Annotated in this window: 14 protein-coding genes; 13 read left to right on the top strand and 1 reads right to left on the bottom strand. The window is 51.1% G+C overall.

The genetic code is table 11. From position 1 onward, the window contains the following. Nucleotides 1-45: 45 nt before the first annotated feature. Nucleotides 46-1,653: a glucose-6-phosphate isomerase gene (gene pgi, locus KVP10_RS06020; protein ID WP_217963598.1), complete on the bottom strand. Its 1,608-nt coding sequence runs from the start codon at nt 1,651-1,653 to the stop codon at nt 46-48. 175 nt (nt 1,654-1,828) lie between these two features. Here pgi and KVP10_RS06025 point away from each other — a divergent pair, with 175 nt between their 5' ends. From KVP10_RS06025 to KVP10_RS06085, 13 genes are all read left to right on the top strand, one after another. Beyond that, nucleotides 1,829-3,121 carry a flippase gene (locus KVP10_RS06025; RefSeq protein ID WP_217963599.1) on the top strand — a complete coding sequence of 431 codons (1,293 nt, stop codon included), beginning with the start codon at nt 1,829-1,831 and terminating at the stop codon, nt 3,119-3,121. A gap of 261 nt (nt 3,122-3,382) precedes the next feature. Continuing rightward, nucleotides 3,383-4,357 carry a glycosyltransferase family 2 protein gene (locus KVP10_RS06030; protein ID WP_217963600.1) on the top strand — a complete coding sequence of 325 codons (975 nt, stop codon included), beginning with the start codon at nt 3,383-3,385 and terminating at the stop codon, nt 4,355-4,357. Nucleotides 4,358-4,367: 10 nt separating this feature from the next. Next, nucleotides 4,368-5,006 (top strand): class I SAM-dependent methyltransferase, encoded by a 639-nt coding sequence (locus tag KVP10_RS06035; RefSeq protein ID WP_217963601.1) that lies wholly within the window; start codon nt 4,368-4,370, stop codon nt 5,004-5,006. Nucleotides 5,007-5,040: 34 nt separating this feature from the next. After that, the gene (locus KVP10_RS06040; protein ID WP_217963602.1) at nt 5,041-5,889 is read left to right on the top strand and encodes a hypothetical protein; all 849 of its coding nucleotides are present in this window, start codon (nt 5,041-5,043) and stop codon (nt 5,887-5,889) included. Nucleotides 5,890-5,972: 83 nt separating this feature from the next. Then, nucleotides 5,973-7,310 (top strand): UDP-glucose dehydrogenase family protein, encoded by a 1,338-nt coding sequence (locus KVP10_RS06045; RefSeq protein WP_217963603.1) that lies wholly within the window; start codon nt 5,973-5,975, stop codon nt 7,308-7,310. A gap of 603 nt (nt 7,311-7,913) precedes the next feature. After that, nucleotides 7,914-10,394 (top strand): glycosyltransferase family protein, encoded by a 2,481-nt coding sequence (locus KVP10_RS06050; RefSeq protein ID WP_217963604.1) that lies wholly within the window; start codon nt 7,914-7,916, stop codon nt 10,392-10,394. A gap of 582 nt (nt 10,395-10,976) precedes the next feature. Beyond that, on the top strand, nt 10,977-12,047 hold the full coding sequence (gene rfbB / locus KVP10_RS06055) for a dTDP-glucose 4,6-dehydratase (protein WP_217963605.1): 1,071 nt from the start codon (nt 10,977-10,979) through the stop codon (nt 12,045-12,047). Continuing rightward, entirely contained in the window at nt 12,044-12,934 is an 891-nt protein-coding gene (gene rfbD / locus KVP10_RS06060) for a dTDP-4-dehydrorhamnose reductase (RefSeq protein WP_217963606.1), read from the top strand. The genes rfbB and rfbD overlap by 4 nt, the downstream gene beginning before the upstream one ends. Before the next feature lie 3 nt (nt 12,935-12,937). Further along, nucleotides 12,938-13,825 (top strand): glucose-1-phosphate thymidylyltransferase RfbA, encoded by an 888-nt coding sequence (gene rfbA / locus KVP10_RS06065; RefSeq protein WP_217963607.1) that lies wholly within the window; start codon nt 12,938-12,940, stop codon nt 13,823-13,825. Continuing rightward, entirely contained in the window at nt 13,822-14,367 is a 546-nt protein-coding gene (gene rfbC / locus KVP10_RS06070) for a dTDP-4-dehydrorhamnose 3,5-epimerase (protein WP_217963608.1), read from the top strand. Before rfbA ends, rfbC begins: the two co-directional genes overlap by 4 nt. Beyond that, a complete protein-coding gene (locus KVP10_RS06075) occupies nt 14,367-15,185 on the top strand; it encodes an ABC transporter permease (RefSeq protein ID WP_217963609.1) in 819 nt (272 codons plus the stop codon). Before rfbC ends, KVP10_RS06075 begins: the two co-directional genes overlap by 1 nt. Before the next feature lie 11 nt (nt 15,186-15,196). Continuing rightward, complete coding sequence (locus KVP10_RS06080) at nt 15,197-16,594, top strand: ABC transporter ATP-binding protein (RefSeq protein WP_217963610.1); 1,398 nt, start codon at nt 15,197-15,199, stop codon at nt 16,592-16,594. Beyond that, nucleotides 16,591-19,593 (top strand): glycosyltransferase, encoded by a 3,003-nt coding sequence (locus tag KVP10_RS06085; RefSeq protein ID WP_217963611.1) that lies wholly within the window; start codon nt 16,591-16,593, stop codon nt 19,591-19,593. Before KVP10_RS06080 ends, KVP10_RS06085 begins: the two co-directional genes overlap by 4 nt. The last annotated feature ends 61 nt before the right edge of the window (nt 19,594-19,654 follow it).

A 19,654-nucleotide genomic window follows, 5' to 3' on the forward strand; every position in this document is an offset into this window, starting at 1 on the left:
AATCGGACACGGGGCTGCCCCGTGTCGCGCGTCCCATGATTGCACCTAACTACCGTTGCGGCCGTTCAAAGAATCGGCGAAAGCTTTCACCCAATACGCCGTAGAAGCATCGTGTTTCGGTACTGCGGCGCTCGCGGCTGCTGAGCCCGCACTTGCTCCCGTGTCTCCGGCCAGTTCACGCAGTATGCCCTTGGCCAGCACCTTGCCGTATTCCACCCCCCACTGATCGAAGGGGTTGATGCCCCACACCACGCTTTGCACGAACACTTTGTGCTCATACAGCGCCAGCAGGGAGCCCAGGCTGTAGGCGGTCAGGCGTGGCAGTACGATCAAGCTGGATGGGCGGCCCCCAGGGTGCACCCGATGGCGGGCCAGTTCACGTGCTTGTTCCGGCGGCATGCCTTCGGCCAAGCATTCCGCCAGCGCAGTGTCGTAGTCCTTGCCTTGCAGCAGCGCTTCGCGCTGCGCCAGGCAGTTGGCAAGCAAGCTGCGATGGTGTTCCGGCCAGCCGTGGTCGGCTTCCTGGCAGACAATGAAATCCACTGGCGCGCCGTCGCTGCCTTGGTGCAGCCACTGGAAGAACGTATGCTGGGCATCGGTGCCCGGCATGCCCCAGACCGCCGGGCCGGTAGCCACCGTCAGTGTTTCGCCGTCGTTGCCGACGGACTTGCCCAGCGATTCCATTTCCAGTTGTTGGATGTAAGGCACCAACTGCGCCAGGCGGAAGTCGTAGGGGGCGATATTCAGCGAGCCGTAGCCCAGCACGCTGCGATTGATGATGCCGGCCAGCGCCATCTGTACTGGCGCGTTGTCTGCCAGCGGGGCCTGGGCGAAATGCACATCCATGGCCGCGGCGCCGGCATGCATGCCGGCCACCACATCGGTGCCCACTGCCAGCGCCACCGTCAGGCCTACCGAAGACCATATGGAGAACCGGCCGCCCACCCAATCCCATAATTGGAAGACATGGGCCGCAGGAACCCCCCACGCCTGGGCAACCTCGGGCCGCGCCGTAACGGCCACGACATGCTGGTAGGGGTCGGGGATGCCTGCAGCCTGCAGCCATTCCACAGCACGCAGGCCATTCTGCAAAGTTTCGGACGTAGTAAACGACTTGGAGGCCAGCACGATCAACGTTTCACGCGGATCCAACCCTGCCAGCCCGCCCTGCATGGCGTGCCCATCGATATTGGCCACGAACCGTACATTGCGCCATGTGCCCTGGTAGCCAAAGGCGCTGATTGCCAACCGCACCCCCCAGTCGCTGCCGCCTATGCCGATGTGCACGATATTGCGCCAGCGCCGCTCGGAATCCGCGGCACGCACGAAATCATTCATGCGCTGCCGTTCCAGCGCCACTTCAGTAGCGGGGGCCGGTTCGCGCAGCGCGGTATGCCAAGCGGCGCGACGCTCGGTCGGATTGGCTTGCCCGCCGGAAAGCAAACATTCGCGCAGGGCATCGAAATTCCGTTCCTGCAGCAGCCTCTGAGCGTACTCAACGACGGCGGGGTTGAGGCGCTGATCGCTCAGGTCCAGGGTCAGGCCAGGGGCTTCCAGTAATACCGGGATTGCGTGCTGCACGGATGAGTGTTTGGCCAGCTCCAGGAAATCGCTCCAGCTAGTTTGGAAAGCGGAAGCATCGCGGGCAGTCATAGGCATTTCTTTGGGCATGGACATAGGCAGCAAGGACTGATGATTGTAAGCAATGCTTTGGGCGTCGATATTTTCATATCACCAAATTTATTGCAAACCGTATCTTTTGAGCCCTGCCTCCCCTACAATTGCCGACTAAAACTTAAAGCTGAATCGTTCTTATTTGGCTTATTTAATGTCTCTGTGGAAAAACACTCTTTGGAACCTGGTTGGCACGGGCTTGCCATTCCTGGTGGGGATTGTGGCCTTTCCCTACCTGGTACGCCATATTGGCGTAGAGGCGTTTGGTGTACTGACTCTGATCTGGGCACTTATCGGATATTTCGGTCTATTCGATTTGGGCCTGGGCCGCGCCTTGACGCAACAGATAGCTGCTGGCCTGGCTTCGCAAGACCATAGCCATATTCCGCATCTGGCCAAATCAGGCTTGGCCTTTACTGCAGGCACAGGGCTCATCGGCGGCTTGGTCTTGGCTGCGCTGGCCTTTCCTTTGGGGCATATTTGGCTGAAAGTCAGCCCCCATCTACAGTACGACACGTTTTGCAGCTTGTTGTTGGCAGCCTTGGGCATACCGCTGACAACCGTGTCTACTGGCTTGCGTGGGGTGCTGGAGGCTTACGAGGACTTCGGGGCCGTCAACATCTTGAGAATGGCGCTGGGCGCCGCAAATTTTGGCCTGCCCATGCTAAGCGTGGCGCTGTTCGGGCCGAGCCTGCATGACATCGTGGCGTTGTTGATTGCCGCCCGTTTGTTGGTGCTGGTTCTCCAGTGGAAATTGGTCTACGACAAACTGCCTTCCGGCTGGACCCGAAGCGCCATACAGAAGAATGATGCCAAGCAACTGTTGTCATTTGGCGCCTGGATGACGGTGTCCAACGTCATCAGCCCCTTAATGGTCAATGCCGACCGTTTCATTATTGCCGGGGTCCTGGGGGCGGGCGTTGTCGCTTATTACACAGTACCGTTCGAGGTATTGACCCGGTTGCTGGTAGTGCCGGCCGCTTTGACCAGTGCATTGTTTCCGCGTCTGGCCGTTACCATGATGACGGATCGCGGCGCGGCGAAAAGAATGTACGAACGCAGTACCAGACTGGTGGCATTAGGCTTGGTGCCGCTGTGCCTGTGTACTGCGGCAGGCTCGTATTTGGGGCTGTCGGTATGGCTGGGCCATGATTTTGCAACGAAATCATGGCTGATCGTTGTCGTAATGAGTGTGGGGCTGCTGCTGAACGGCATTGCCTATGTGCCGTATGCCGCGATCCAGGCTGCCGGCAATGCAAAGACGACCGCTATTTTCCATGTCTTCGAATGCCTGATCTACATGCCTTTACTGTTCTTTCTATTGCATTATTTCGGAATAGTCGGGGCAGCAGTGGCATGGGTGATCAGGGTCGGCATGGATTTGGGACTGCTTTTGGGAAATATAAAAAAATCATTGTTTAAAACAGTTAAAGGTGGCGCCACCTAATTGCAACCATCCACCTGATATCGTCTACAAAACCAGGGTGGATCGTCTCAGCTGGGCCCAGCCCAGTTCGTGGGGAGTAGGACCGATGGCAACCACGGTAAATAGATGGATCTAGCTCCGTTGAAAGCCGTCGAGGCTGGCAGTGTAAGTTACAATTGTGTACGTGAGAGATGAGTCAGTCGCCACAGCCTGTTAGATGGGTGTCAATATTTCCGGTATGCAGTCTTGAGGAATCAGGCCGTGATTGAGGGGATTTAAATTGTGAAATTGATCATACAGATTCCGTGCTACAACGAAGCAGAAACCCTGGCCATAGCGCTGGGCGTGCTGCCCAGGCAGGTCGAGGGTTTCGATTCGGTAGAGTGGCTGATAATAGATGATGGAAGCCAAGATGACACCGCTCGGATTGCTCGGGAGCATGGTGTCGACCATGTAGTAAGACATGTGGGTAATCAGGGATTGGCGCGTGCTTTTATGACGGGGCTGGACGCCTGCTTGCAGTTGGGGGCGGATGTCATTGTTAATACTGATGCCGACAACCAGTATTGCGCCGATGATATTCCAGCTTTGGTTCACCCAATTGTGGAGCACAGTGCAGATATTGTCATAGGCGCACGGCCGATTCAGGACATAGAACACTTCTCGCTAGCTAAAAAGTTGTTGCAAAAACTTGGAAGCTGGGTTGTTCGCATTGCCAGTAAAACGGAAATTCCCGACGCGCCAAGTGGCTTCCGGGCAATTAGCCGAGCGGCTGCGCAGCGTTTAATGGTATTTAATGATTACACCTATACGTTGGAAACTATCATTCAGGCAGGCCAAAAAAATATGGCCATTGTTTCTGTCCCTATACGTGTGAACGAAGATCTACGGCCGTCTCGGCTAGTTAAGAGCATACCGTCCTATATCAAGCGCAGTATCGTTACGATTGTTCGGATTTTTGTAATCTATCGCCCTTTTAGATTTTTCGGCACGATAGGTGCCTTTCTGTTTGCTATAGGAGTGGTGATTGGATTACGCTTTCTAGTCCACTATTTAGACGGTAACGGCGACGGCCATATTCAGTCTTTGATTCTTGCTAGCCTGATGATGGGTATGGGCTTTCAGACGATACTTATCGCTTTTGTTGCCGATTTGCTCGCTGCAAATCGAAAACTGATGGAAGATGTCAGATACTCACTACGATTTAGGGTGGCGCATGAATCTACCAAAAACGTAGATATATCGAATGCCGGGTAAGGAGCGGAGTGTGAAAGTTGCTGGGGGATTGAAAGAAGACGGTGTGGTGGTGGGCAATACTTATGACAAATATGGCTCAGGCAACCCCATCGTCCGCAGACTGATGGCGGGATTTGATCGTACTCTTTCCGGATTCGTTCGACGAGCAGATCCCGAGTCCATTCATGAGATTGGCTGTGGCGAAGGATATTGGGTGGAAAAATGGAGTCGCGAAGGAATTTCAGCGCGCGGTAGCGATTTTTCCAAACAAGTTATTGATATCGCAAAAACGAATGCTTCTGCCGCAGGGCTGTCGGCCAATTTATTTTCTGTATGCAGTATCTATGATCTATTGCCTGACCGCGATACCGCAGACCTTATTGTCTGCTGCGAGGTGCTTGAGCATCTCGAAGATCCGCATGCCGGATTGCGTGCCTTGCAGGGCATTGTCGGCCGACATTTAATTGTTAGCGTGCCTAGGGAGCCTCTTTGGTGTGGCCTGAATCTGCTGCGAGGTAAGTATGTAGCCAATTTGGGCAACACACCAGGACATATACAGCATTGGTCTAGCAGTAAATTTAATAAATTTGTCTCTCACTATTTCGATGTAATCGGGCACGCGAATCCATTGCCGTGGACAATGTTGTTGTGCCGTCCGAAAAGTTCTTGAGATGGCACCGTTTAGCCTAACTTGGAAGCGGGTGTTGAATGGTTTAGGGGCGGCACTGGCGATTGTTGGCGTTGCTTTTGTTGGAATCCGCTTCCGCGCATACAGCAAGGAAATTGATTTTGACCATATTGGAAGCCATGTTTGGGTAGTGGTAGCCGCAGCAGCGGTGGCTTATGCCATGGCTGGTTTGCTGCTGGCGGCGGCGTGGCGTGAGTTGCTTTGTCAGATGGATGTGCACGCAAAACGGCTGTGGGCCGTCAAGGTATACGGCATTTCGCAATTGGCTAAGTATGTGCCTGGAAATATTTTCCAATTTGCTGGCCGGCAGGCCCTTGGGATGGCAGGTGGGGCGCCTGGCTGGGTTCTTGCAAAATCAACGATTTGGGAGCTGGGCTTGTTGGCCTTGGCTGGCCTTACGTACGGCGGCTTGGCACTTCCTCTCGTCTTTGGGTGGCCTGTAGCGTTAGGCGGTGGCATATTCTTCGTCACGGTAGTTGTAGTAGCTTGGATGCTGGGGCACGGCTTTAGCCGGCTACACATACGGCCTTGGATTCTGTATCTATTGTTCCATGGAGTTTCGAGCTTATTGTTTATCTGGTTGCTGATAACCGTTGCCCCGGAGAGGGCTCCTGCCTTGGGCTCTTGGGCCCCGATTGGCGCAGCGTATATTGTGGCATGGCTTGCAGGTTTGGTTACGCCGGGGGCGCCTGCCGGTGTCGGGGTTAGAGAGCTAGTTCTAATGTTTCTGATGCGTGGTCAAGTACCAGAAGCCGATTTGCTGCTTGCAGTGGTTGTCGGGCGCGTAGTCACGGTAGGGGGAGATGCAATTTTTTTTCTTGGCTCGTCATTACTGCCCACAAAAATTGATGGCTCGATTGATTAATGATTTTATGAGGCAAACCGCCCCTTGTCATGCCCGATACTTGTGGGACAGCAATATTGTTGATTAGGGAGCGAGGTTAAAAAATGAAAATTACGGTATTTGGCACTGGCTATGTCGGTTTGGTAACCGGAGCTTGCTTGGCAGATGTCGGGCATCACGTGATGTGTGTAGATGTGGATGCCGAGAAAGTTGCGCGATTGTGCGATGGTGTCGTGCCTATTTATGAGCCGGGGCTAGAGGAACTGGTACGGCGCGGTTGGAGCTCACGCCATTTGCAATTTACTACCGATGCCCAAGCTGGGGTGATGCATGGTCAGATTGTGTTTATTGCAGTAGGCACACCGCCCGACGAAGACGGTTCGGCAGATCTAAGGCATGTGTTAGCGGTGGCAGGGGAGATCGGCCGATACATGGTGGAATATCGGGTGATTGTGAATAAATCCACAGTTCCTGTGGGAACCGCAGACAAAGTCAAAGATGTCATAGAAGGCAGATTGAAAGCAAGAGCAGTGGATGTTCATTTTGACGTCTGCTCGAACCCCGAATTCTTGAAAGAAGGGGCTGCGATCGAAGACTTCACCCGCGGGCCGCGTATCGTCATCGGAACAGATTCGGATCGTGTTCGAGAGGTTATGCGTGCTTGCTATGCTCCCTATAATCGTAATCATGACAAATTGATGTTTATGGGGGTGCGGGCGGCGGAGCTTACCAAGTACGCGGCCAACGCCATGTTGGCGACGCGGATCAGTTTTATGAATGAATTGGCTAATTTGGCTGAACTCGTCGGTGCCGATATTGAATCGGTGCGCCAGGGCATCGGATCGGACCCGCGTATTGGATATCATTTTCTTTATCCGGGTTGCGGCTATGGTGGCTCGTGCTTCCCAAAAGATGTGAAGGCTTTGCTGGGTACCGCTACGAGTTGCGGTAGTCGCTTAAGAGTGATAGAGGCGGTGGAGCAGGCCAACGACGCGCAGAAGCACGTTATCGCGGAAAAAATCAAGGCTCGCTTTGGTAACGATCTGAACGGTAGGCATTTCGCTATTTGGGGCTTGTCCTTCAAGCCTAATACTGATGATTTGCGGGAGGCTCCGAGTCGCTATGTAATAGCAGATATCCTCGAGGCTGGCGCTACACTCTCCGTCTACGATCCAGCGGCAATGAGCGAAGCCAGAAAGCTTTATGCAGGCGACCCTCGGGTAAATTTTGCCGGATGTGCCTCGGACGCATTGAGTTGTGGTGGGGCCGCTGATGCTTTGATTATTTTGACCGAGTGGAAGGAATTTCGTAGCTTGGACATCGAGGACGCGAAGTCCCGGCTTAAGCAGCCGGTGATATTCGATGGACGGAATTTATATGCCCTGAGGATGATGGCCGAAGCGCAGATTGAGTACCATAGTGTCGGCAGGCGCTCCGTTTAGATTTGGATGTCTGCCATATAGGCTCGTTAAAGCGGGGCATTGCTCATGCGTATTACTCGCCTCACGTTTGTTCTTCGGTTGGCTGGTTATTCGGCTTTTCATGCTTGAGTGATTCGATGCGTCGGTATGCCTATCGATGCACATTAAATATATTGGGGAATGACCCAATGAGTCATATGAACGGCTCAAACTGCTTGGTTGTGGACCGTGTGTGAGTGAGTACCACACAGGTGTCATATACAACTCCTTCCCCAGTGTGTCTGCGCGAAGTTGGGTGTTTTCGAGGATCAGAAATTATTTGTCGAGGTAGAAGAAGGCTCTTTCCCCAGTGATGCTGGATGATGCCGCAAATGGCCTGAGTCCGTGTCCGTCGAAGACAGAAAACCATGTATGCGGAAATACAGCCGTCCATGAGTCCATGGGAGTGGCGGCCAGGCTCGTTATAGGGCTAGCGAGATGATAGCGATGTGACATGCAACGCCTGATGCAGGCAACTCCGCTATTCTTCTACAAGCCGGGCCTCGATTCATTAAATCGAGAGTTGAGAGCGGCTTTGATTTTCAGCGGGATCCTGGTTCTGTCTTAAGGACTGGCTTTATATCGATGATGATTATTAAAAAAATTGTGAGCAATTTATTAAACAAGCAACACTCCAGCCTTTACGGAAGGCTTGCCGTCGCCTGTGTGCTGGTTTTATCGATATTGATCATAGGAGTTAACCCATTCAAGCAGGTTTTGGCGCCGATGGATTTGATGCATACCGTCCAGGGATGGGGCAAAGGGGACGGAGCCGTGGTGAATCCCGAGCGGTCAGATATTTTGGATTTTTATCTCCCCCGATGGCGCTATTTTCGATGGGAGATTCGGAAAGAACACCGGATACCCATATGGAATCCAATCGCTGAAGATGGGTCGTACGGGATCCAAGAGCCTTCGCAGTTTGGGATTAATCTTCCATTTCTGGTATATGCGTTGTGGCCTGATGAGCCCTCCGGATACACACTTGCAATTATTGGGAATTTCCTTTTTGGGGCCTTGGGCGCATATCTTCTGTTGGTCTTTATGTTTGGAAGCCGATGTGCTGCAATTTTTGGGGCAATAACATTTGCATTTTCCGGCTTCAACATCGCGTGGGCTTACTGGCCACATGCAGTGACCAATGCTTGTATTCCTTGGGTGCTTGCCTCAATACTTAGGTATTGGCAAGAAGGTAAGTTGCGTTGGTCATTTATTTTTATGGCAAGTGTGTTCTTGCTTGGAGTGGGGGGATTCCCTTTCGTGTCCCTGCTTGGCTGTTTCTCGGCAACTGCATTCGTATTGGTGCTTCTGGTGAGCGCCATAAGAAATGGAGAGATGTCTAGGGTTTACTGGCGGAGACTTGCCTGTTTGGCTATTGCTGGGATTGGGGCAATAGCTTTGGCAGCGCCCGGCTTGAATTTGCTCCTTGGTACGCTCAATCACACTGATCTAACGTATCGGGCTGGGGGAACGATGTTAAGCAGTGAAGATCTGCTGCATCTAATAGGAGTAGATTCTGGCTCTCGTATTACTGTTGAGAAGACTTTTTTCTGTGGAACATTGGCGGCTATTTTTTCCATTTTCTCATTTTTATTGATATATTGGCGGCCAAATAAGAATGCCATGCTGGGTGGGCTGATTGTGTTATTTGTCCTCGCTACAGCATATGGGATGGCACCGGATGATATAGTGCAGCACATTCCATTTTTTGATATGAATCCCTGGAGTCGAGTAGGAGCATTGATAGGCCTAGCCTTTGCGATATTATCCGCTTACTTCTTATCGTTCGTCATGGGCCGCCTTCGAGAAGGAAAATGGTATGTGTATGGGTTGTTGGCATATTCATTTGCATTAATATTCCAAACGGGGCAACTTGCGTATCAATTCGGCATATATAATAGTAAGCCTTTAAGGAGTGATTTTCTTCCTTCATCCTCATCCATAAGTTATCTGGCAAAAAACCTCAAGCCTCTACAGAGTGTTGTGGCAGATGGCAGCTTTCTTTTTTCTGGCACATTGGGTAATTATCGTATCCCGGAGCTTTTAGGGCATGGGTTCAGGACGAAATCGCAGCAGCAAGTCATAGAGAGAATCGCCCCGCTTTCACAAGCCTCTGAGACGGCATCATTGGTGGATTGTGCAAATATTGTTCCTGGCGAAATGGATGCGATTTACGCAGGGGTGCGATTTTATGCTGTTAAGTCCCCTTGCGTGTTGTCGGTTTTTCAGATATCGGGGCCGGAGCATAAACCGTCTCCAGACCTAAATAATGGGCCTTTAAGGGGTCGAATCGTAGTTGATAAGGATCTGATTGTAAATTACATTCGCATATTGCTTGCGACTTATAACCAGGTTTATTCCGGCTATGACGTAAAGTTTGAGCTATATAAGGGTGCTGATAAAGTGGCTCATTCGATGCTTGCCGCGTCGGATGTTTCTGATAATCAATATGGCCAATTTGATTTTCCTGCGCAGATTGAACTGACTCCTGGCTCTTATGATTACACAATTTCTCTAGAGAAAGCAAAAAATAGTAGCCCATTGAGTGTGTGGATGGTGCCATCTTTAAAAGGGATGTCATATATGGCGGACGGGGAACGATACTCCGGAGCCCCCGATATGTCATTCAATAGAATCAGGAAATTTAAGAATCATCCAAAAATATTTTTCCATAATGGAGTTCAAATTATTGAAAACCCGGAGGTTAAGGGTAGCGGCTATTATGTAGCTTCTATGGACGGGCTCCCGGAGGCGGTATATTCTGACGTGAGCTTGCTGAAATATTCTCCTGATGATTTTGATCTGCTTTATTCGGGTGGCAATAAGGGGTGGGTTGTCGCTCCAATGAGATACTTGAAAGGCTGGAGGGCGGAGATAAATGGCCGTCCTGCCAGCATGTCGCTATTTCGTGGTTTGTTTCCTGCTGTATATGTATCAGGAGCAACAAAGGTCAGGTTTTATTATCACCCTATAGGCTTCTACGTTATGGGTGAAATTTGTTTGGGCATTCTGTTTATGTGTTTTGCTTTATTATTTCTTTTCCGGGAAAAAAATAAGTATCGGTGAGTGTGCAAGGATGCCCCTTTTTTTTAAGTGCCGCTGGATAAGGGTGAGTCCGTGAATTGGGCAAAGTTTCAGGCGCATGGACTGAGGTGTGTGTTAGCGGGCACATATGTGGATTGTTAATAAGGTGTATGGGCCGGATCAAGGCAGGAGTATGGACACTGCTCGATCTCTTCCTTGAGAAGTAGGCACTGCTTGGCGATGGTAGCGTGCTCGTGGGAATGGGCCTGTGTGCAGACGGCGTGTATTACCGGTTTGGTAAGTGCTTTTCCGGTTAGATAGGGAATCTCCATGCGGATTAGCCCTGCCCGGCAATTTGTTTGCGAGGACAGGCACAGTGCCGCAGGCCGGATTGGCGTGCTTATGTTGCCCCTTGATCGTTCATAACAAGTAGTTATTCGACACCCTTTCATACCGCGCGGCGTTGTAACATGACGACAATTAACGGTTGTTAATTGCTGCGACGCACCAAAATGGTGCGTTGATGCATGCGCTGAGCAGACAAGCCCACTACAATAGGCATCGCCACAGGCATGCCCGTAGCAAGTCCGGCGTAGGCTTCTCGCCAACTAGAGCAATACTCTTATGACTATATTCGTGACCGGCGGTGCCGGCTTCATAGGCTCGAACTTCGTTCTGGACTGGTTCGCGCAAAGCAATGAAACTGTCATCAACCTTGACAGGCTGACCTATGCCGGCAATCTACAGAGCCTGGCTCGCTTGGAAGGCCAGTCTGCGCATATTTTTGTGCGGGGCAACATTGGTGACGCAGCTCTGACCACCCAGCTGCTTGCCCAGTATCAGCCCCGCGCCGTGGTCAATTTTGCTGCGGAGAGCCATGTGGATCGCTCTATCCATGGCCCTGAAGATTTCATTCAAACCAATATTGTCGGCACGTTCCACTTGCTGGAGTCGGTGCGCGCTTACTGGAATGGCTTGGAGGACGAGGCTAAGGCGGGTTTCCGCTTCCTGCATGTGTCCACTGACGAGGTCTATGGGTCTCTGGGCAAGGGTGATGCCGCGTTCAGCGAAACTCATCGTTATGAGCCCAATAGCCCTTACTCGGCTAGCAAGGCAGCTAGTGACCATTTGGTACGGGCCTACCACCATACCTATGGCTTGCCGGTGCTGACCACCAATTGTTCCAACAATTACGGTCCCTATCATTTTCCGGAAAAACTGATTCCGTTGATGATCGTCAACGCCTTGGCCGGTAAGCCCCTGCCCGTCTATGGCGATGGTCAGCAGATTCGTGATTGGCTGTATGTGAAGGATCACTGCAGCGCCATACGCCGCGTGCTTGAAGCCGGGCAGCTGGGCGAGGTATACAACGTGGGGGGCTGGAACGAAAAGCCGAACATCGAGATCGTTCACACCGTCTGTGGGTTGCTGGACGAACTACGGCCCCGCTCGGACGGCAAGAGCTACCAAGAACAGATCACGTTCGTCACAGACCGGCCTGGTCATGACCGCCGCTACGCCATTGACGCTCGCAAACTCGAACGCGAGTTGGGCTGGAAGCCAGCTGAAACCTTCGAGACGGGCATCCGTAAGACGGTGCAATGGTATCTGGATAACCAGGACTGGGTAAAGGCCGTACAAACCGGCTCCTACCGCGATTGGGTCGAGCAAAACTACAGCCGACGCTCCGCATGAAAATACTGCTTTTGGGAAAAAGCGGCCAGTTGGGATGGGAATTGCAACGCAGCCTGGCGCCGCTGGGTGAGCTGATCGCCTTGGGTCGCGACAACCCGGGCGGGGACTATACCCGTCTCGACGAGGTCCGGTGTACTGTGCGCGACATCGCCCCAGATGTCATCGTGAATGCTGGGGCCCACACTGCGGTAGACAAGGCTGAAAGTGAGCCCGGCCTAGCCCGGCAACTGAACACCCTGGCTCCCGCTATGCTGGCGGCCGAAGCCCAACGCCTCGGGGCGTGGATGGTGCACTACTCCACCGACTATGTCTTCGACGGTAGCGGCAGTACCCCCTGGGCGGAAACCGATACAGTCAATCCACTCAGCGTTTATGGTCGTACCAAAGCGGAAAGTGAGGTCGCGATCCAGCAGGTGGGCTGCCGGCATCTCGTGTTTCGCACCAGTTGGGTATATGCTGCGCGCGGCGGCAACTTCGCCAAAACCATGCTGCGCCTGGGCAAGGAGCGAGATGGGCTGACTGTAATTGACGACCAGATAGGCGCGCCAACCGGGGCCGACTTACTGGCCGATGTCACAGCCCATGCTTTGCGCATCGCGTGGCACAGGCCGGAAGTGGCGGGCCTGTACCATCTGGTGGCCAGTGGCGAAACTTCCTGGTATGGCTACGCGAGCTATGTGCTGAATACGGCTCGCAAATATGGTGTGGAACTGAAGGTGGCTCCAGGCGCCATCAAGCCCGTGCCAACTACCGCCTTCCCTACCCCTGCCGAACGGCCCCGGAATTCGCGCTTGAACACCCGCAAATTACAAACTGCGTTTGGCCTTACCCTGCCTCCTTGGCAAACGGGCGTTGCCCGCATGTTGGCAGAAATCCTAGAGAAATAAAGCATGACACAACGCAAAGGCATTATCCTGGCCGGAGGCTCCGGTACCCGCCTGCATCCTGCCACACTGGCCGTCAGCAAGCAGCTACTGCCCGTGTACGACAAGCCTATGGTGTACTACCCTCTGTCCACCTTGATGTTGGCAGGCATACGCGACATCCTGATCATATCCACCCCGCAAGACACGCCCCGCTTCGAACAATTGCTGGGTGATGGCAGTCAATGGGGCTTGAATCTGCAATATGCTGTGCAGCCTAGCCCGGACGGTCTCGCGCAAGCCTTTATTATTGGCGCGGACTTCGTGGGCGGTGCCCCTTCCGCGTTGGTGCTGGGCGACAATATTTTCTACGGACACGACTTTCACAAGCTGTTAGGTAGTGCGATGCAGCGAGATGACGGTGCCAGCGTGTTCGCCTACCATGTGCACGACCCCGAACGTTACGGCGTGGCAGAATTCAACCAAGAGGGCAAAGTGCTTTCTTTGGAAGAGAAGCCCGCCAAGCCCAAATCCAATTATGCTGTAACCGGGCTGTATTTCTATGACAATCAGGTCACGGGCCTTGCGAAAGGCTTGAAGCCGTCCGCTCGGGGCGAACTGGAGATCACAGACCTGAACCGCTTGTACTTGGAGCAGGGCAAATTGAACGTCGAAATCATGGGCCGCGGCTACGCTTGGCTGGATACCGGCACGCACGAGTCCCTGCTGGAGGCCGGCCAGTTCATTGCCACCTTGGAGAATCGCCAGGGCTTGAAAGTGGCTTGCCCCGAAGAAATCGCGTTCCGCCAGCGGTGGATCGATGCAGAGCAGGTCAAGAAGTTGGCCAAACCGTTGAGCAAGAACGGTTACGGAAAGTATTTGATGCAGATCGTCAAGGAGGCCAAGCACCAATGAAAGCTACCCGACTCACGATTCCTGATGTCATCCTGTTTGAGCCCAAAGTCTTCGGGGACGACCGTGGTTTCTTCTTTGAGAGCTTCAACCACACGAGATTTGAAGAGGCAGTGGGCCGTAAAGTTACCTTTGCCCAAGACAATCATTCTAAATCAACCAAGAATGTACTACGGGGCTTGCACTACCAGATTCAACAACCGCAGGGAAAACTTGTGAGAGTTGTGGTGGGTGAAGTATTTGACGTGGCGGTAGATATACGCAAAAGTTCGCCAAACTTTGGTAAATGGGTGGGTGAACTGCTAAGTGCCGAAAATAAGAAACAGCTTTGGGTGCCAGAAGGGTTCGCCCATGGTTTTGTGGTCCTTTCTGATGCTGCCGAGTTCCTCTATAAGGCCACTAACTATTACGCCCCCGAGTTTGAGCGAGGTATTTGCTGGAACGATAGTGATATAGGCATCGATTGGAAACTATCCACACCGCCTATCCTGTCTCTCAAGGATCAAAACGCCATACGGTTAAAAGATGCTGAGGTGTTTAGCTGATGCAAAGCTTTCGTGTGTCTCCGGGAGCAATGCTGGAGAGCCTGATAAAAAACAGAAGGCTAATCTTGGCGCTTACCAAGCGCGAGGTCATAGGGCGTTACCGAGGCTCTGCCTTGGGAATTTTGTGGTCATTATTCAACCCTATTTTCATGTTGGCGGTATACACCTTTGTCTTTAGCATAGTATTCCGGGCAAAGTGGGGAGGGGGTAATCAAACTCAGACGGAATTTGCCCTAGTTTTATTTGCGGGCCTTATCGTATTCAATTTGTTTGCTGAGTGTTTCAATCGTGCTCCTACTTTGATCATCTCAAACGCCAACTATGTAAAGAAAGTGGTATTCCCTCTTGAGGTGCTGCCTTGGGTGGCTTTAGGGTCTTCATTATTTCATGCTCTAGTGAGCGTCGTGGTTTGGCTACTGTTTTATATCTTTGTCGTCGGTATTCCTCATTGGACTGTGCTGCTGACTCCTTTGGTTTTGGTCCCAATGATTCTTTTTACCGTAGGGGTAAGCTGGCTCCTTGCGTCTTTGGGCGTATATCTCCGGGATGTCGGCCAGATTGTCGGGATTTTGACTACGGTATTGATGTTTGTGTCCCCGATATTTTTCCCAATTAGTGCTCTGCCAGCCAAGTTGCAGCCACTGCTTTCGTTGAATCCTCTGGCCTCGCCAATAGCGCAGATCCGCGATGTGCTGTATTGGGGTGTAATTCCGAATCCTATGCACTATGTTGCCTACCTTGTTGGTGCAGCCGTTATTGCATGCTTAGGGTTTGCGTGGTTTCAAAAAACGAGGAAGGGCTTTGCGGACGTACTCTAGGATCTTCTGAAATGGTGCTTCCTGTAACAGAGACCCACGGAGATGCAGATTCGCATGCCTCCGCCGCTCCGATCGCGATTCGGGTTTCCAATCTTAGTAAATGCTATCCGATCTATACATCGCCAAAAGATCGCTTGCTGCAAATGTTCTTGAGGAGTAGGAAGGCACTATATAAAGAGTTCTGGGCATTGCGTGATGTTTCGTTTACGGTGAGGAGGGGGGAGACTGTCGCTATCATTGGCCGCAATGGGTCAGGCAAGTCCACCTTGCTGCAGATGATATGCGGAACTCTTAATCCTTCATCTGGGGAGGTTGAAGTAACGGGAAAAGTCGCGGCACTGCTTGAACTGGGGGCCGGCTTCAACCCCGAATTTACCGGCAGAGAGAACGTCTATATGGCAGCATCTCTGTATGGCTTGACCAACGATCAGATTGACTTGCGATTCGAAAAGATCGCTACCTTTGCTGATATTGGGGAGCATCTGGACGAACCGGTTAAGACTTACTCCAGCGGCATGTATGTACGGTTGGCGTTTGCAGTTATCGCGCATGTCGACGCAGATATACTCATTGTGGATGAAGCTCTATCCGTGGGGGATGCTGTTTTCACGCAGAAATGCATGCGTTTCATCCGGGAGTTTCAGAAAAAGGGCACATTATTGTTTGTGAGCCATGATATGAGCTCTGTGTTGAATCTCTGTAAAAGGGCAATTTGGCTGGGTAATGGCAATATCGTTCAGGCAGGTCCCGCAAAAGAGATTGCTGAGGCCTATCTACAGTACACATTACAGCAAGTGTATGGTGAAGGCGCGGAGCTCACTGCTATTCAACCCGCGTCGGGCTCAGGTGAGCCGCATCAAGAGGAAGAAGACCTGCCTGTAAATCATGAAGCCCAAGTGCCCCCCATTCTCAATTACGAGTCTCAGGTAGCGCTACAAGACAACTTGGCTCGCGCAAATGGTTGGAAGAGCGGCGCCGCGGAGATCACTGCAGTCGGCTTAGCGCGAGAGGACGGCAGCCCACAGACGGTCTTTCACGGTGGGGAGCGTGTGAGGTTGTCAATCACGGCGGTATCAAAAGAGGGTTTGGATCGCCCAATATTGGGTTTCTTAGTTCGAGACCGCCTCGGCCAGGATTTGTTTGGGGAAAATACTTTACCTTTCACCTCATCCAACACTATTGCCGTTGAGGCTGGACAGTTTTTTTGCGGTGAATTTGTCTTTACGCTTCCTATGCTGCCAAACGGCCAGTATTCGGTTATGGTGTCTGTAGCAGATGGGGATTTATACAATAATGTCCAGCATCATTGGCTGCATGACGCACTAATATTGAATGTATCTTCCAGCAAGATACGCTGGGGATTGATCGGTATCCCGTTTGAAAAAGTATCATTGAAAACCACGTCATGAAGAGTCTTCTGCAGCTTTACCAAGAGCATCACGGGAATACGTCTGATAAATGGGGTATATATTTATCCGAATACGATCGGCTTTTCTCTTCATATAGAGAGTCGCCCCTAAGCTTGCTGGAAATTGGCGTGCAAAATGGTGGGTCTCTGGAAATATGGGGAGAGTACTTCGGACAGGCTAAGGCTATAGTCGGGTGTGATATAAACCCGGATTGTGGCAAGTTGAAATATGTCGATCCTAAGATATCCTTAATTGTCGGGGACGCAAATACGGATGAGAGTGAGCGCCAGATACTCGCCCATGCCGGGAAATTCGACCTGATAATAGACGATGGGTCGCACACATCGGGCGATATCGTACGCACATTCGCACGGTATTTTCAGCACTTATCCGATGGCGGCCTGTTTGTCGTGGAGGACTTGCATTGCAGTTATTGGCAAGAATTTGATGGGGGGCTTTATGACCCTTATTCGTCAATAAGTTTCTTTAAGCAGTTGGTGGATGTAGTCAATTACGAGCATTGGGGAGTGGAGAAAAAGCCTGATGATGTGCTGGAGGTTTTTTTAAAGCATTTTGGCTGCGCCATCGAACGAGAATTGCTATCTCGGATACATTCAATCGAATTTATCAATTCTTTATGTGTTATTCGACGAGCTCCAGCTCAAGAAAATCTGTTGGGCCATCGGTACATTGTGGGCGAAGAGGAAAACGTCGTTAAGATCAAAGGTGTGGCGCCACTTAGCAGTAAGCAGGCAACGCTTCCCCAGATAAATAATCCTTGGACTGCTCGAGCCTTTCATCCTATGGAAGAGGTTGAGCGGCAGCGTACTCAGATTGTGGAGCAAGAGGGTCGGCTGAGGAGCTATGCGCAAGACTTGGCGATGCTGCGTGAGGCCAATTCTGGCCAAGAGCAAGAAATCCGCCATTTGACAGAGACGGTGTCGGCGCAGGAATTGCAGGCCAACGAGCACAGGCGGGCGATTGAAAGCCTGTCTGTAGAGATACACACATTACGTCATTCAAGAAGCTGGAGAATCACAGCGCCGTTACGCTGGCCGATGGACCAAGCCAGAAGGGCAAAGCGAGTTCTGTCTGCGGTGAAATCAGGGATTAACCGGGTCGGAGGGGTAAAGTATGCCGCAGCGAAAGCCTGGGGTGTGTATAGAAATGAAGGCCTTGCAACTTTAAAAAGTAAACTAAAGGCCAATGCTCATCAAAAACTGAATCCGACGCCAGGCTCATTCCCATACGACCGTAATGATTATGTGGAATGGATTCGACGTTTTGATACTATAGATGAAAATCAACGTGCGGTGATACGCGGCGTCATTGAAAAGATGGATAGCCATCCATTAATTTCTATCTTGGTACCTACCTTCAACTCAGACTTGACGTATCTATCCGCGGCCATTCAGTCGGTTAAGTCGCAACTATACCCTTACTGGGAATTATGCATAGCGGATGACGCGTCTTCAGACGAACGGATCGCTGCACTACTAAAAAAAGAATCTCAAGCGGATTCCAGAATAAAAATAATGCTTCGATCCGAAAACGGACATATTTCGGCTGCCTCCAACTCGGCCCTCAGTCTGGCTATGGGGCAGTGGGTGGCCCTTCTTGACCATGATGATTTGTTGACTGAAGACGCACTATTTGTTGTTGCGCATGTAATTTCTACTAATCCCGAGGCTAAGCTTATCTATAGTGATGAGGACAAGATCAGCCAGAATGGAGTCCGTTTCGATCCACATTTTAAATCGGATTGGAATCCCGCGCTCTTTTTGTCTCAGAATATGATCTGTCATTTGGGTGTTTATCGCACTGACTTAGTAAGACAGATTGGCGGATTTCGGTCTGAGTTTGACGGCGCTCAAGATTATGATCTAGCTCTAAGATATATAGAGAGGATTGTTGATGAGCAAATTATTCATATTCCTAAGGTACTTTATCATTGGAGGGTGCATGAGGGGAGTACAGCAATGTCCAGCCATGCTAAGAAGTATGCCCTCACAGCGGGGAAAATGGCCCTCGAGGATTATTTGCGACGTAATGAAATAAAAGGGACGATTGATTTGCTGGATTCAGGCATGTATCGTGTCCATTATGCTCTGCCTGACAGTGGGCCTTTGGTGACTATAATAATCCCAACTCGAAATGGTCTTTCATTGATCAAGCAATGTATCGAAAGTATCCTAAAGAAGACGGTTTATAAAAACTATGAAGTATTGATCATAGATAATAATTCTGATGATCCTAGAACTTTACAATATTTCTCGGAAATATCCGCCAATTCGAAAGTTCGAGTTGTTAGAGATGAACGAGATTTCAATTATTCAGCTCTTAACAATTCCGCGGTAAATTTAGCGACAGGCGAATATGTATGTTTGCTAAATAATGACATTGAAGTCATCTCCCCAAGGTGGCTTGACGAGATGATGGGGCACGCGATACAGAATAAAACCGGAGTGGTTGGGGCTCGATTGTGGTATCCGGATGATACCTTGCAGCATGGAGGCGTCATAACAGGAATAAAGGGAGTAGCAAATCATGCCCACAAACATCTTCCGAAGGGTATGCGAGGCTATTTCTCTCGCGCTGCTTTAATCCAGAATTTGTCTGTTGTTACAGCAGCCTGTTTGCTGGTTAAGAAAGCTATCTACCTGGAAGTGGGGGGGTTAAATGAGGCGGATTTGAAAATTGCTTTCAATGATGTCGATTTCTGCTTGCGGGTTAGGGACGCCGGATACAGGAATGTTTGGACCCCTTATGCAGAGCTATATCACCACGAGTCGGCTACAAGGGGGGACGATAGTGCTCCTGAGGCGCAAGCTAGGTTTAGGCATGAGGCTACGTACATGCTTGAACACTGGAAAGAAACGCTTCCGAATGATCCAGCCTACAATAGGAATTTATCGCTCGAAACAGAAGATTTTTGCTTGGCATGGCCTCCACGGGAACATATTTTGTGTGAACTTTATTTAGAAAAAACCAGCCTATAATTCTTATCATGAAGTTCTTCGGCTCCTGATGATGCCCGCATTCGATTTTTTCGATGGATTG

Origin of the sequence: Candidimonas humi (assembly GCF_019166065.1) — a bacterium.
Lineage (GTDB): Bacteria > Pseudomonadota > Gammaproteobacteria > Burkholderiales > Burkholderiaceae_B > Candidimonas > Candidimonas humi.

Coding starts and splice junctions, on each gene's coding strand:
- pgi (WP_217963598.1), bottom strand. CDS start 1,653: ATGACTGCCCGCGATGCTTCCGCTTTCCAAACTAGCTGGAGCGATTTC.
- KVP10_RS06025 (WP_217963599.1), top strand. CDS start 1,829: ATGTCTCTGTGGAAAAACACTCTTTGGAACCTGGTTGGCACGGGCTTG.
- KVP10_RS06045 (WP_217963603.1), top strand. CDS start 5,973: ATGAAAATTACGGTATTTGGCACTGGCTATGTCGGTTTGGTAACCGGA.
- KVP10_RS06050 (WP_217963604.1), top strand. CDS start 7,914: ATGATGATTATTAAAAAAATTGTGAGCAATTTATTAAACAAGCAACAC.
- rfbB (WP_217963605.1), top strand. CDS start 10,977: ATGACTATATTCGTGACCGGCGGTGCCGGCTTCATAGGCTCGAACTTC.
- rfbD (WP_217963606.1), top strand. CDS start 12,044: ATGAAAATACTGCTTTTGGGAAAAAGCGGCCAGTTGGGATGGGAATTG.
- rfbA (WP_217963607.1), top strand. CDS start 12,938: ATGACACAACGCAAAGGCATTATCCTGGCCGGAGGCTCCGGTACCCGC.
- rfbC (WP_217963608.1), top strand. CDS start 13,822: ATGAAAGCTACCCGACTCACGATTCCTGATGTCATCCTGTTTGAGCCC.
- KVP10_RS06075 (WP_217963609.1), top strand. CDS start 14,367: ATGCAAAGCTTTCGTGTGTCTCCGGGAGCAATGCTGGAGAGCCTGATA.
- KVP10_RS06080 (WP_217963610.1), top strand. CDS start 15,197: ATGGTGCTTCCTGTAACAGAGACCCACGGAGATGCAGATTCGCATGCC.
- KVP10_RS06085 (WP_217963611.1), top strand. CDS start 16,591: ATGAAGAGTCTTCTGCAGCTTTACCAAGAGCATCACGGGAATACGTCT.